At 44.6% G+C, this 14436-nt stretch carries 8 protein-coding genes; 4 read left to right on the forward strand and 4 right to left on the reverse strand.

What is annotated here, in order from left to right; genetic code table 11:
- Positions 1 to 44: 44 nt before the first annotated feature.
- The gene (locus FOR85_RS00200) at positions 45 to 4853 is read right to left on the reverse strand and encodes an NAD-glutamate dehydrogenase (protein ID WP_144296192.1); all 4809 of its coding nucleotides are present in this window, start codon (positions 4851 to 4853) and stop codon (positions 45 to 47) included.
- Positions 4854 to 5230: 377 nt separating this feature from the next.
- Here FOR85_RS00200 and purD point away from each other — a divergent pair, with 377 nt between their 5' ends.
- A complete protein-coding gene (purD, locus tag FOR85_RS00205; protein ID WP_144296401.1) occupies positions 5231 to 6565 on the forward strand; it encodes a phosphoribosylamine--glycine ligase in 1335 nt (444 codons plus the stop codon).
- A 396-nt stretch (positions 6566 to 6961) separates the two neighbouring features.
- On the forward strand, positions 6962 to 8371 hold the full coding sequence (locus FOR85_RS00210; RefSeq protein ID WP_144296193.1) for an AarF/ABC1/UbiB kinase family protein: 1410 nt from the start codon (positions 6962 to 6964) through the stop codon (positions 8369 to 8371).
- Between the two features lie 312 nt (positions 8372 to 8683).
- On the opposite strand, the gene FOR85_RS00215 is transcribed toward FOR85_RS00210, so the two are convergent.
- Positions 8684 to 9346 carry a DUF938 domain-containing protein gene (locus FOR85_RS00215; RefSeq protein WP_144296194.1) on the reverse strand — a complete coding sequence of 221 codons (663 nt, stop codon included), beginning with the start codon at positions 9344 to 9346 and terminating at the stop codon, positions 8684 to 8686.
- A 234-nt stretch (positions 9347 to 9580) separates the two neighbouring features.
- Between FOR85_RS00215 and FOR85_RS00220 the strand changes: the two genes are divergently transcribed.
- The gene (locus FOR85_RS00220; RefSeq protein ID WP_144296195.1) at positions 9581 to 9793 is read left to right on the forward strand and encodes a DNA gyrase inhibitor YacG; all 213 of its coding nucleotides are present in this window, start codon (positions 9581 to 9583) and stop codon (positions 9791 to 9793) included.
- A gap of 64 nt (positions 9794 to 9857) precedes the next feature.
- A complete protein-coding gene (locus tag FOR85_RS00225) occupies positions 9858 to 11039 on the forward strand; it encodes an aspartate aminotransferase family protein (RefSeq protein ID WP_144296196.1) in 1182 nt (393 codons plus the stop codon).
- Positions 11040 to 11155: 116 nt separating this feature from the next.
- On the opposite strand, the gene FOR85_RS00230 is transcribed toward FOR85_RS00225, so the two are convergent.
- Together FOR85_RS00230 and dnaX are read right to left on the reverse strand one after the other, a co-directional pair.
- On the reverse strand, positions 11156 to 12055 hold the full coding sequence (locus FOR85_RS00230) for a LysR family transcriptional regulator (RefSeq protein ID WP_144296197.1): 900 nt from the start codon (positions 12053 to 12055) through the stop codon (positions 11156 to 11158).
- A 252-nt stretch (positions 12056 to 12307) separates the two neighbouring features.
- Positions 12308 to 14380 (reverse strand): DNA polymerase III subunit gamma/tau, encoded by a 2073-nt coding sequence (dnaX, locus tag FOR85_RS00235; protein WP_144296198.1) that lies wholly within the window; start codon positions 14378 to 14380, stop codon positions 12308 to 12310.
- Positions 14381 to 14436 lie beyond the last annotated feature (56 nt).

The following is a 14436-nucleotide window of genomic DNA, read 5'->3' on the forward strand; positions in this document are numbered from 1 at the left end:
TCTGGATTTTCTGTAATTTGCTATCTGACTTGTTTTTTAGCTTATTACTTACTTACCAGCCCACTAAGCTCACTCATCAATACCGATAACGTTGATAAACTCATATCATTTTCATCATTGCTATCAATTTTTTGCATCTCAGCGGTGATGGAATCAAGCTGACTTTCATGACGCGATTTCCAGTCATTAAAGGCTTGTTTGGCATCAGGCTGCTTTAATAAAGTATCCATCAGCATACGCAGACTGCGCGAAACTTCGTTGACAAGGGCGTGACGCGCACGGCGATCCCAGTGGTCTTGCTGCGGTAAGGTGGCGATATTGTCCATCATCCAATCTAGCTGTAAAACGTGATAGGCCTCAAAGTATAAAGTGGCAATCTCATCGACTGGGCGTTCATACTGCTCAGCCAGTAGCGCCGCATCTAGGGCATCGACATGGTACGGCAACATCGCGAACATCGCCGCATCATCCGCAGACAGCTCGTTTTCCATTAAGCTTGTGATGTCTTCTTGCAAGTACTCTGAGAATTGCTGCTCGATAAAACCGCCTGCTTTGGTCAATTTCTCCACACTGTCTTCAAAGCGCTCGATCATATCGGCAACTTGCAAGTCCAGCCCAAAGGCATTGATAAACCACACTACGCCATTTTCAAGCGCATCACGCAAACGCAGCTCAAGCTCGAGTAGCAAGGTCGCATCGACTTGGTTGTCTAGTGACTCAAGTTTTTCCCAAGCTTTTGATACATGGAAGACATCACGAGCAATCGCATAGCCGCGCGCGATCGTAGCAAGCGTTTGCCCCGTTTCCTCAAATAAACGGAATAAGGCTTCGATACCCAAACGGTTGACGATGCTATTGGTTAAATAAGTACTGATGATTTCACGGTGCAGGCGATGTTCTTTCATCTCATCAAAGAAGTTAGCTGCCAGCTCATCAGGGAAGTATTGACGCAGCTCATTAACGAAATACGGCGCATCAGGCAAATCTGACGCCAACAAATTATCGTACACCCACATTTTGCCGTAAGCCATGACCACTGCCAGCTCTGGATTGGTAAGACCTGTGCCCGCTTTTTGACGTTTGGCGATTTCTTCATCTGATGGCAGATACTCAATGGCGCGATCAAGACGTCCTTCGCTTTCTAACATTTGAATAAAGCGTTGATGGTCACTTAAATTTGCCGCGGCACGTAGATGGCTGAGCTCAAGCGCCTGTGGTTGTAGATAGTTTTGGCGCAGCACCAATTCAGCGACCGTATCGGTCATAGACTCTAAGAGCTCATTACGCTGCTTGAGCGTCATATCGCCTTGCTCGACCACTTTACCAAGCAATATCTTAATATTAACTTCATGATCTGAGCAATTAACGCCGCCTGAGTTGTCGATGGCATCGGTATAAATGCGCCCACCCATTTGTGCGTATTCAATACGTCCTTGCTGGGTAAAGCCTAAGTTACCGCCTTCGCCGACGACTGCCGTGCGTAGCTCACCACCGTTGACGCGTACGGCATCATTGGCGCGGTCACCAACATCGGCATGACTTTCATTGGCACTTTTCACGTAAGTACCGATACCGCCATTCCAAATCAAATCAACTGGCGATTTTAGCAGCGCGCTGATTAACTCGTTGGGTGCAAGGCTATCTTCACTGATATCAAATAACGCTTTCATTTCAGGACTGATGGCAATGGTTTTATCTTGACGTGAGAACACGCCACCACCTTGGCTGATGAGCGATTTTTCATAGTCGTCCCACGTTGAGCGCGGCAGATTAAATAAACGCTCACGCTCGGTATAAGACGCGGCGGTATCTGGGTTTGGATCGATAAAGATATGTAGATGGTTAAAGGCTGCGACCAACTTGGTGTGCGTCGATCTGAGCATGCCGTTACCAAAAACGTCGCCACTCATATCGCCAATACCAACAACGGTGAAATCATCACGGTTTTGAATGTCCATACCGCGCATACGGAAGTGGCGTTTGACCGATTCCCAACCACCGCGAGCGGTGATACCCATCGCTTTATGGTCATAACCGACCGAGCCGCCTGAAGCAAAGGCATCATCGAGCCAAAAGTTATACTCGCTTGATAAGGCATTGGCGATATCTGAGAAGGTAGCGGTACCTTTATCAGCAGCAACGACTAAGTACGGGTCATCTTCGTCGTGACGCACCGTATTGGCTGGCGGGACAATTTTGCCATCGACAATATTGTCGGTCACATCCAGCATACCGCGCAGGAACGCTTGATAACAGGCGATGCCCTCTGCTTGGAAAGCTTCACGGCCATCAGCCATGGTTTTGGTCTTGACGATAAAACCGCCTTTGGAGCCAACCGGGACAATGACCGCGTTTTTGACCATTTGCGCTTTGACTAGACCAAGTACTTCGGTACGGAAATCTTCCATACGGTCCGACCAGCGCAGCCCGCCGCGAGCGACTTTACCGCCGCGTAAATGCACCGCTTCAACGCGCGGTGAATAAACAAATATCTCAAACATAGGCTTAGGTTTGGGTAAGTTTGGAATATCTGCCGCCAAAAACTTAAACGATAAACGGTCTTTACGTTGACCATCTGCTTCTCTTTGATAGAAGTTGGTACGCACCATGGCATTAATCAAATCTAAATACCAACGCAGGATACGATCTTCATCTAAACTACTGACACCAGCCAAGGCGCTGTTGATTTGCTCTCGAGTTTGACTGGTTTTGCTGGCGCGCTCCTCTTCACTGTATTTAGGATTCATGCGCGCATCGAATAGCTCGCTTAAGGCAATGCTAATGGCACTATTTTTTACCACGGTTTGCTGAATATAAGCACTAGAGAACGGCGCTTTTGCTTGCATCATATAACGCGATAAGGCACGCAGTACCACCACATCGTACGTATCGAGTTTGGTGGTTAATACCAGCTCATTAAAGGAATCACTCTCAACGCGCCCTGCCCATATTTGCTTAAGGCTATCTTCAAACTGCGCGCGTACCACTTGCATATCGATGGTGTCAACATGTTCCAATACCAGCTCATACTCTTGCATCCAAATCGGCTGCTCTGGTAAATCGAACTCATAGGTTTGGGCAGAAATGACCGATACGCCAAAGTTTTCTAGTACCGGCAAGACTTTTGAGAGAATCACAGGGTTTTGGCGACCATATAGTTTTAGGTGCAGCTGATTGCTGGCGCCGCCCGTTGACTGATATAAATGCCAAATCATTGGTTGCTCGTCACTTAAGCTGGCCAGACGTTTGGTATCTCCGACCGCCGTCCGCGCATCAAACCGTTCTTGATAGGCTGCTGGAATATAGCTTAAGAAGCGGCGCATTAAGGCATTGGCTTGTTGTTCACCGACATTATCGAGCAGCATTTTTTGATAATTATCGCGCCATGATTGCATGAGAGCCGACAGCTTATCTTGTAGCGCCGCCGTATCCACGTCATTCACTTGACCGGGTATCGTACGCACATGGACGTGGACGCGGGCGTGTTCTGATTCGTTAAATTCCGTGGTAAAGCCAGATGACGTACCGCCGTAAGCGTCTTTTAAGACGTTTTGTACTTTAATACGCAGCTCGGTATTGAATTTATCGCGCGGGATATAGACCAAGCAGGATACAAAGCGCTGATAATGATCGACTCGGCTAAATAAGCGCAAACTTTTTTTATCTTGCAATTGGCTAATACCAGAGACGATAGGATATAACTCTTCAACGCTGGCTTGAAACAAATCATCGCGCGGCAGAGAGTTAATCACATGCATCATTTTATGATACGCATGACCGTCACGTGGTAAATCCGCCATCGCCATGATTTTATTGGCTTTTTCACGTAGCAACGGAATCTGTTGTACGCTTAGCTGATAGGCTTGCGCGGTAAATAGACCAATAAAGCGATATTCGCCAATCAGCTTGCCATGGTCATCAAACTTATGAATGCCTAAAAAGTCCATGTATACCGGACGATGGACAGGTGACACACGGCTTGATTTAGACAACATCAATACGCGTGGCTCGGTTAATAATTTTTTTAGATTATGAGGCAACTCATCAAAGCTTTTTGAGAGCGTATCCTCACTTCCGCCGCGCAACAGGCCAAGCCCACTATTACCAATGGCAAATAAGTCTAAATTGTCATCATTTTCTAAGCGGTACTCGCGATAGCCTAAAAAGATAAAATGCTCATCTAATACCCAATCCAAAAACGCTTGAATTTCTTGCGGCGAATAATACACTTCGGGTAGATTTTGACCAGCCAGCTCCGCTTTTATATCGGTCAGCTTGCCGCGTATCTGCTGCCAGTCATCAACGACGATATCGAGGGTATCAATTTTTGCCAGCAGCATCTGCTTTAGAGCTGCCAACTCATCATTGTTTTGATAAGCGATTTCGCAATGAATCAAAGACATTTTTGACGTGTCACTTTCATGGGCGCTTTCGACATGAGTGATATCGCCGCTTTCATCGCGCTCAACCCCGATAATGATATTATAGGTACGATGGACATCGATACCTTCTGCTTCCAAGCTCATTAAAATGGTATCGACCAAAAATGGTCTATCGTAAGCGACTATTTGGATAACCGTATGCGAGCTATGAAAATGCTGCTCTTCGGCGATGGGGTTTAAAATAGCAAGCTGCGGCTGACTGCCGTCATAGGCTTTAAGCAAAGTAAAATGATGCAGCGCCATACCAGCCAAATCCATATTACTGATATCTTTCGCCACTTCTTGATGCAGCGTCTGATAATAGCTATGAATAAAATGGTCAAATAGCGATTTGTCTTTTTGTACATAGCTGGTGGCAATATCGCTTATCTGGCTGATCCGCTCTTTTGCGATATTTAAGTTGTGAGGCATATCCATTGTCCTTTGTTATAGGTTTGTCGTTCTCGTTTTTGCAATAACCAATCATTGGTATCTACTAGTGCCAACCTATCAAAGTGTAACGCACTGCGGCGTCTAGCAAAAGCGTACAACATCATTTCATGAATCACTAAAATGTCGATAACCTTTGATAATGAGACAGTTAAAGATAGAGTATTTAGTAATTAAGACAATAACACCCTAACCTCATCTAAAACTTTCTGGCAGGTGGATACTCATGACAACCATGGCGTTTTTTTGTTAGAATACCGCAGTATATTGCAGCAGATTTTGCTGGCTCGCTATTAACTCCCAAAAAACTAACTCACAAACAACTTACAATGAATTTTGATGCTAAGGGCAGACGTATGATGAATATTTTGGTGATTGGCTCAGGTGGTCGCGAACACGCACTCGCATGGCAGTGTGCAAAAGACGACAAGGTACAAAGCATCTATGTCGCCCCCGGTAATGCTGGCACCGCCCTTGAGCCCAAATGCCAAAACGTCACCTTAGAAGATATAGCCGATGCTGACGAACACAGTGCTGTCATCGAATTTTGCCAAAATAATGCCATTGATATGGTGATTGTCGGTCCAGAAGCGCCGCTGGTAACCGGTATCGTTGATGCTTGCCGCGCAGCCGGTATTAAAGCATGGGGGCCAACCGCTTATTGTGCGCAGCTCGAAGGCTCAAAAACCTTTGCAAAAGAATTTATGGCACAAAACAAAATACCAACCGCAGCTTATCAAGGGTTTACGGACGCTACTGCTGCCAAAGCCTATATCGATGAGCAAGGCGCACCGATTGTGATCAAAGCCGACGGTTTGGCTGCTGGCAAAGGCGTTATCGTCGCCGAAACCATCGAGCAGGCGCACGAAGCAATTGACGATATGCTTGCGGACAATAAATTTGGCGATGCTGGTAGCCGTGTGGTTATCGAGCAATTCTTGCAAGGGGAAGAAGCCAGCTTTATTTGCATGGTAGATGGTAACAACATCTTGCCGATGGCAACCAGCCAAGACCATAAACGTGCCTTCGAAGGCGATACGGGACCAAATACTGGTGGCATGGGCGCTTACTCCCCTGCCCCAGTCGTCACCCAAGACGTTCACGATAAGGTAATGGCGCAAGTTATCCAACCTGTTGTTGATGCCATGAAAGCCGCCGGACATCCTTATACTGGCTTTTTATACGCTGGGCTAATGATTGATGATGCGGGCGACCCGTATGTGATTGAGTTTAACTGCCGCTTTGGTGACCCAGAAACGCAGCCGATTTTGATGCGTTTGCAATCATCGATGGTTGACTTGATCGCACAAGGGCTAGAGGGTAAATTACCAACCGCAGCCAATTGGGATGAGCGCCCTGCTCTCGGTATTGTCGTTGCTTCAAAAGGCTATCCTGAAACCTCATCTAAAGGTGATGTAATTACCGGCTTGCCAGAGTTAGATAATGACAATCAAAAGTCAGTCAAAGTTTTCCATGCTGGTACGGCTTTCTCTAATAACGATACGCATAGTGATGATAATGATGAGAAAGAAGTGGTAACCAATGGCGGGCGTGTATTGTGCGTGACGGCATTGGCTGATAGCATTTCTGGTGCACAGCAAGCCGCATTGATCGTGACTGGCGCGATTAGTTTTGATGGCGCTCATTATCGCCGTGATATCGGACACCATGCGATTGCGCGCGAAAACGTTTAATATGGTTAAGCCAATTTAAAACTTATATCGTTTTTCTTATATTGTTTTTATAGCAGTCCGACCTAGTGTAATGCTAGGTCGGATTTTTCGTTTGCTCATTTTTTTTATGAGCGTATTTTAAAATTTATCTTTGGCGGCTTAATGTTAGAATAAAGGTCACCATCGTGGCACATAATTTTGAGCGCTTTAATGCTCGGTCGTAGCCTGTAACATAGCAATTCATAGATGTACTTTTAATAAGCATACGTTAACTTACAAAGTAACGGCTCATGCTAGGCGCAGGCAGCTCAATCTACCACCCATTATATGATACAATTTTGTACCAGTACGTCGCATCTCCTTGTATTGTCGGTTTACGCCCGCACATCAATAGCAACCGGATGAATGATTATATTTATGGCAAATGATACCTCTAGACCCTCTAATAATAAACCGTCTAATAATAAGCAATCCATCGACAACCTGAAGACCTCAGGGTTTGAGCGTCGGATGTCTATTGCGAAAACCTCCTTAAATATCGGTCGTCGTTGGGCAGGTAATAGTGTGTCTGGTATGTTTTTGAATAAAGAAGCACGTACGGCGCGCAATCAAATTTTTATGGAAGAACAGGCGCATTATCTGGCAGAAGAGCTGGGTAAATTAAAAGGGTCGGTGGTAAAAATTGGCCAAATGCTGGCAATTTATGGCGAGCATATATTACCGCCTGAAATCACGCGCGCCCTGCAAACACTCAATGACGATACCGCCACCTTAGCATGGCCAAAAATCGAGGTCACATTACGCCAATTATTAGGCACGAAGTTAAATGAGTTAGAAGTTGATCCCGTTCCTATTGGTACCGCTTCCCTCGCCCAAGTTCATCGCGCAACGGTATTGGCAACGGGCGAGCAAGTGGTGTTAAAAATCCAATATCCCGGTGTGGCCGATGCCATCAATTCTGACTTGGCTTTATTTAAGCGTTTATTAAAAGTCAGTAATATCGTACCGCAAACACGCGCCCTCGATGCATGGTTTGAAGAGATACGTGACCTCCTCCATCATGAAGTTGACTACGAAGCGGAAGCAGCGACCACGGAGCGTTTTTATGAGCGCTTACTAGGCGACCCGCGTTATATCGTACCCAAAATCAATCGTACTTACTCAACCAAACGCTTGTTATGCATGTCTTATGAGCCAGGCATTACGGTGGTCTCGGAAGCGCTACAGTTATTGTCACATGAGCGCCGCAACGCTATCGGTCAAGCCGCTATCGAAATCATGATGCAAGAGATTTTTGTATGGGGCGAGATGCAAACGGATCCGAATTTTGGTAATTACCTCGTTCGTGTCGCTGCTGATGAAAACGAAATCGATAAGCTGGTCTTGCTAGATTTTGGTGCCATTCGCCAATTCGATGATAACTTACTAACCATTGCGCACGGGCTATTGCGAGCTGGGTATCGTCATGACCATCACGCAATGAAACGCGCTATGACCGGTTATGATTTTTTTGATAGCATGAGTGATAAAGTACGTTCAGATATCGCTTCATTGTTTTTATTAGCGACAGAACCCTTTAGCGACCCTACTTTAAACCCTGATATTCCCAAAAATTGCTTAGATGAACAGCAGCGTTATATCTGGGCCAATAGTAAATTACATACTCGCCTCTCAAATAACGCTACGCGAGCAATACAGTCTTTCGAGTTCAATCTGCCACCTAAAGAATTTATGTTTATCAGTAGAAAATTTATCGGTGCTTATACCTTTTTGACAGTGCTAGATGCGCATACCGATTCTAATAAATTGGTGAAGCCTTTTTTATAAGATGAGAAAGTGATATTTTTTGGACCGCCTTTTTGTGGCGGTCTTTTTATGGTTTATTTTTATCTGCTTAGGCTATTTTATATAATTAACCCCACTCTCAACTTATTTTTCTAAGGTATTGGTTTACTTAGTTTTTAAAATTTCAGTTAAAACAATTAGAATTTTAAATTCTATAAAAATCAAAAGCCTACGATAAGTTGAGATTGGCGTATAATTATCTTCTTGATAATACATTTTTGTTTCATGCTCTTTGTCCTTAATTTTTTATTCGCTAATTTTGAGTATAATGCGTTTTTTTACTTAGGCTATTTTTTATGCTTTATTACTTGCTTGCCAATTGTCGAATCGGGTTTGATAACCGTCAGGCTTACGCATGTTTAACTGCCAACAAGTTTCACCGCGCGCTAGATACTTGACTTCAAAGTGTGTACGCTGACTATCGCTAGCGACTTTATGACGCGTATTCGGTAAGCACCAGACTTCATTGGCTTGCTGCTCTGCATTATCCATATACGCTTCTATATTAGTCGCCAGCACCACTTCTCCATCTACTTGCAAACGAGAAAGCAAAAACTCAAAAAAAGGCATGTTTAACCACTGTTGGTTAGGGTTATGTTGCTCAGGATTGGGATATAAGATAAAGATACGCTCGATACTGTTTGGTGCAATGGCGTGGACAATCCAAGCGATGGCATCCGCATGAATCGCGCTGAGATTGCTTGATTTCTGCTGCCCGACCAATTTAGCAAAAGCATCGAATTTATTACGCGTACGCTCGATGGCTATTAGATGCTTATCAGGATACTGCAGTGCAAAGCTAAGCGCATGCTTGCCCTTCCCTGCGCCAATCTCCAATACCAAAGGCAGCTGTCTATTCATCAATACTTCTGGAGTCATAAAATCGCGCGGTGCTGAAAGTTTTTGGGGTTGAAAGGCACGCTGCTGCTGATGCGAAAGCTCAAGATTGTCAGTCATCTACTATCCTTAAGGGATTTGTCATTTGTCATTATCCGACCGCATGCTATTATATAGTCAATCCAGCCTAATAGTAATACAACCTCCATGCTTATCGAACGACAATTATTAATGCCGCAGGGCGATTGCTTATAAAGCTGGAAAACTCACATTATTCATACTCGCTATTGATTAGAAGCGCTGTCTTAAATGACAGCATTTATTGATAGCCCATAGGATATACCTACTTTTATTATGACTGAATCTACTTCTAGCAACAGCGACCACAATACCAACCCCTTACCCAAAACCTATCCTTGTCCAGAATGCGGCAACCAAACTGCGTGGCAAGACAATAAAAATAAGCCGTTTTGCAGTCATCACTGCAAGCTTATTGACTTAGGCGCATGGGCAAGTGAAGAATATACCTTACCTGCCGAATCGACGCCGTTTTCTGATGAACTCTAATTATCTATTCACTCCCATTATACTTTTTACCCTCTAACTTTTTATTATGCCAAGGATGTTTTACATGTCTGCTACTTACCTGATGCCCACTTACAATCGTCAACCAATCAGCTTCACCCGCGGTTCAGGCAGTTGGCTTTATACCAAAGATGAGACGCCCTACTTAGATGCCTTGACGGGTATCGCAGTATGCGGCTTGGGGCATTGTCATCCAAAAGTAACTGAGGCTATTCAGCAGCAAGCAGCAACCTTAGTGCATACCAGTAATTTATTTGGCATTGATTGGCAAGAGCGAGCTGGCGAAGCTCTATGTAATGCCGCGCAAATGGACAGCGTATTTTTTGCTAATAGTGGTGCTGAAGCCAATGAAGCGGCATTAAAACTGGCACGACTCTATGCGCATCAGCAAGGTTTTAAACGCCCAAAAGTTATCGTTATGGAACAGTCTTTTCATGGTCGCACCTTGCTGTCGTTATCAGCAACTGCCAACCCTAAAGCCCGTGAAGGTTTTTATACCTTGGATGAAGACTTTATTCGTGTGCCCTTTGGTGATATCGCCGCGATTGAACAAGCCGCTCATGACCATGATGATATCTGTGCGGTATTTGTCGAGCCTATACAAGGCGAAGGTGGTTTAAATACCGCAGCCAATGGCTTTACGTATCTTGAGCAACTACAAGCTATATGCGATAGTCATGATTGGTTATTTATGCTCGATGAAGTACAAACCGGTAACGGTCGTACGGGCAAGTACTTTGCGTATCAGCATAGCAATGCACGCCCTGATGTCTTAACCACGGCCAAAGGCTTAGGTAATGGCTTTCCAGTAGGCGCTTGCATGGTACGCGGACGTGCCAATGGCTTGTTTGGCGCCGGTAGTCACGGCTCAACCTATGGTGGCACGCCGCTAGCCAGTCGCGTAGTACATAGCGTTTATGAAGTGCTTGCTGATGACAGTATCATGGACAATGCCGTCACCGAAGGACAGTTCATCCGTGAAGGAGTGGTTAATGCGCTTGGACGATATGGCGTTAGCACTCGCGGCGCAGGGATGATGATTGGTATCGCGCTACCAGAAGAGATGGATTGTAGCAAATTGGTTGACCGTGCCCGTGATGAGCAAAAATTAATCATTAATGTCACAGGCGGGCATGTGATTCGACTATTGCCGCCGCTTAATATGAGCCGTGATGAAAGCTCACAAGTGGTTGAGCGTTTGGTTAATTTATTGAAACCTTCGTTTTAAACGGTTGAATTAATCAAAGTTTAAAACTAGAAAAAGCCTATAGATACATTATCTATAGGCTTTTTGCCTTTTAACACTTTAAAAGCATTTTAATCAGATATTACTAAATACTTAACTTAATTGGCGTGAAAGTACTTTTTTAATACTTCTAAGCAACGGGTGATTTTTGCTGGTTGCTGATCACGGTTTAAGGTGACGGCATATAGCACGAAACTTGGCAGCTGATAACCAGTCAACACTTCGACCAAATTGCCATTTTCAAGCTCTCTTTTGACGTCCATCTCCATGATACGAATTATACCATGACCTTCCTTTGCTAAAGTCATCGCCATAAAGACGTTGTTGGTGTGAATACGCGAATTCATTTTGATGCGTGTTTTCTTGCCTGTTTCGGTCTGAGTAAGCTCGACATGACTTGCATCCTTCATGATATCGATACAAATCAGCTGATGGTCTGCTAAGTCTTTTGGCGTTTCAATCTTTTTATGCTGACGTAAATACTGCGGTGAGGCGACCAACAGTTGACGCACATCAGATAATGGGTAATTGCTCAAGGTTGAGTCGTTGATATTAGGGCTCATACGTACCGCAATATCGATACGCTCATCAATCATATCAATATAATGATTATCAGCAAAATAAGTAATGCTAAGGTCATCGTGCGCCGACATCCAAGTCGATAGAGCGGGCAAAATATGGTGAACGCCAAGCTCAGGCGTCGTTGCAATACGTAAGCTACCCGCAAGCTCATCACGTAATTGGTTGACTTTAATACGCCCTTGTTCAGCGGCACTGACCACATCTTTTGCCGCTTCATAAAAGCTTGCGCCCGCTTCTGTTAAGCTAAGCTTACGAGTTGAGCGATGTAGGAGTACTACGCCAAGCTCGTTTTCTAAAGCGCGTATCTGTTGGCTGACCGCACTGGTCGTAATACCCAATTCGCGAGCTGAACCACTAAAAGAGCCGTGTCCGACCACACTGGCAAACACAGCCATACCACGTAAATTATCTAACATATTTCCACCTAAGCTGCTTTTTAGTTTTTAATATAACTTAACCATTATAGCGGATTATAATAAATCCTACAGTTTTTTACTATAACTCTGTTAGTCATCCAAAGCTATTTAGTCATTAATAAAACGAAAAATATCAAGGCGATAAATTGATATCGCCTTGATATTTGGAGAATTATAATAAAATATATAAAGGTTTACTGATTAAAGATTGCCAATCATAAAATTGAACATTGTTTAATATAACTGAACGCTTTAATATAACTGAACCTTACCCATTTTTCCTTCACCGCGCTCCGTCAAATACTGCATAACGGGCGTATTAAGCAATCTAGACTCTGCCACTGTACGCGCTTCAATAAGGCGTTTTTGTTGACGACGTTCAGGCGTCTTATCATCGGCTTGCATAATACTGCCATCTATCTGCAAGCTAATGTCTGCTTGCGTAAACTGTTCTTGTAATTTTGCCGCCAGCTGCTGAAAAGTAGCTTGCAGATGCTTACTATCCACCGCCGTGACAAAGACCGCTTTAGCGTTACAGTGCCCGGTCATCATTCCTTGACGTGCCAGTGCCAATTCATCGGGTGCCAAACTACCAGCTTCGCGGGCGCATTGTAGCCAGTAGTCCCATTTTTCTGGCGTCCACTCGCCCGTTAATTCTTGCGGCGCACAGCGTAATAAAGTACGCGGATCATCCACTTGCGCAGTTAATTGAGAATCATTTGCGCTAGGCTCAATAACAGGTTCAGGCTCAATAACAGGTTCAGGCTCAATAACAGGTTCAGGCTCAATAACAGGTTCAGGCTTAATATTGCTGCTTAATAAATCCAATCCTTCATCATTACCGTAGCTATTATATTGGTCAAATTCAGCATCATCATAACTTGTATTGTATGGCTCGACCTCATTTTGATGTGGGGTCGGATAATCAGCATCATAGCCTGGTAGTGGCAGTATTGAGTCCGCTGCTGGCTCTAAGTATGGTTCTGGCTGCGATTCTGATAGCGCTTCTACTACTGCTAAGGTTTGCTCTAAAGAAGGGGCTATATTTTCATCTGTACTTAAAAGTGCAGTGGTGTTTGCTGCATCAACAGTATTGGCACTTATTGACACTGTATTGAGTTCAGCCTTAGCATTATCGGCCGTATTAGTTTCTATCGAGCCTGTAGAAACAGATGATACAAGGTCAGACGGTATAGTAGTACCAGGTACGTTTACTAAAATCTCATCGACGGGTAAAGGTCGAAACGCCAATAGACGTAAAATACACATCTCAAGCGCCTGCATCGGTGTGCTAGCCAGCTTTACGCCTTCACGCGCCTGCACGACGATTTCGTAATATAGCTGTAAAACGTCAGGACTCATGTGCTGCGCAAGCTGATTAATCTGCTGCGCTTGTGCTTCGTTTACGTTAAGCGCAACCTCAGGCAGCAGTTGCGTCAATGCCAATTGATGTAACAGCTCAGCCAAGCCGTCAAACATGCTAGTGGCATCGACCATTTGCGCCCGCATTTGCTCGATATGTGTGGCGACTGCTGATTTATCATGATTATAAATATCTGTAATTAAACGCACCAAGTCAGCGGCATCAATTAAGCCAAGCATGGCATTAACTGTTACATCATCGAGCGCGCCTTGTCCAAATGCAATCGCTTGATCGGTCAATGACAACGCATCACGCACCGAGCCTTTAGCAGCACTGGCCAATTGCCAAAGCGCAGGCTGAGTATAATCCACCTGCTCTTGATTTAAGATATTGGCTAGATGCTCACTAAGCAGACTTTGCGATAAAGGACGCAACACAAACTGCAAACAGCGCGAGATAATCGTGATGGGCAGCTTTTGTGGGTCGGTGGTGGCTAGTAAGAATTTTACATGCTCAGGTGGTTCTTCCAAGGTTTTGAGCAGCGCATTAAAGCTGTGTGTCGACAGCATATGCACCTCATCAATCAGGTACACCTTGTAGCGACCTTGGCTTGGCGCATACGGCACATTATCAAGTAGCTCGCGGGTGTCTTCAACTTTGGTACGCGAGGCCGCATCAATCTCGATTAAATCAATAAACCGTCCTTGATCAATCGCCACGCAGTTATCACAGACACCACATGGCGTGCTAGTGATACCCGTCTCACAGTTTAAACATTTAGACAAAATACGCGCAATAGTGGTCTTACCGACACCGCGCGTACCCGTAAATAAGTAAGCATGATGCAGACGATTATAATCAATCGCATTAATCAGTGCTTGGGAGACGTGCGATTGCCCAATCAACTCGTGAAAGTTTTTTGGACGATATTTGCGCGCTAAAACTTGATATTGCTGCGTCATAATGAATGCCAACGTGAGTAATAATGTAAATAAAGCTTCAAATCAGCGATTTAGCT

It is taken from the genome of Psychrobacter sp. YGAH215 (assembly GCF_007280595.1).
In the GTDB taxonomy this organism is placed as follows: domain Bacteria; phylum Pseudomonadota; class Gammaproteobacteria; order Pseudomonadales; family Moraxellaceae; genus Psychrobacter; species Psychrobacter faecalis.

Excerpts from the sequence above, each read along its gene's own strand:
- FOR85_RS00200 (WP_144296192.1), bottom strand. The coding sequence starts at position 4,853 with ATGCCTCACAACTTAAATATCGCAAAAGAGCGGATCAGCCAGATAAGC.
- purD (WP_144296401.1), top strand. The coding sequence starts at position 5,231 with ATGAATATTTTGGTGATTGGCTCAGGTGGTCGCGAACACGCACTCGCA.
- FOR85_RS00210 (WP_144296193.1), top strand. The coding sequence starts at position 6,962 with ATGGCAAATGATACCTCTAGACCCTCTAATAATAAACCGTCTAATAAT.
- FOR85_RS00215 (WP_144296194.1), bottom strand. The coding sequence starts at position 9,346 with ATGACTGACAATCTTGAGCTTTCGCATCAGCAGCAGCGTGCCTTTCAA.
- FOR85_RS00220 (WP_144296195.1), top strand. The coding sequence starts at position 9,581 with ATGACTGAATCTACTTCTAGCAACAGCGACCACAATACCAACCCCTTA.
- FOR85_RS00225 (WP_144296196.1), top strand. The coding sequence starts at position 9,858 with ATGTCTGCTACTTACCTGATGCCCACTTACAATCGTCAACCAATCAGC.
- FOR85_RS00230 (WP_144296197.1), bottom strand. The coding sequence starts at position 12,055 with ATGTTAGATAATTTACGTGGTATGGCTGTGTTTGCCAGTGTGGTCGGA.
- dnaX (WP_144296198.1), bottom strand. The coding sequence starts at position 14,380 with ATGACGCAGCAATATCAAGTTTTAGCGCGCAAATATCGTCCAAAAAAC.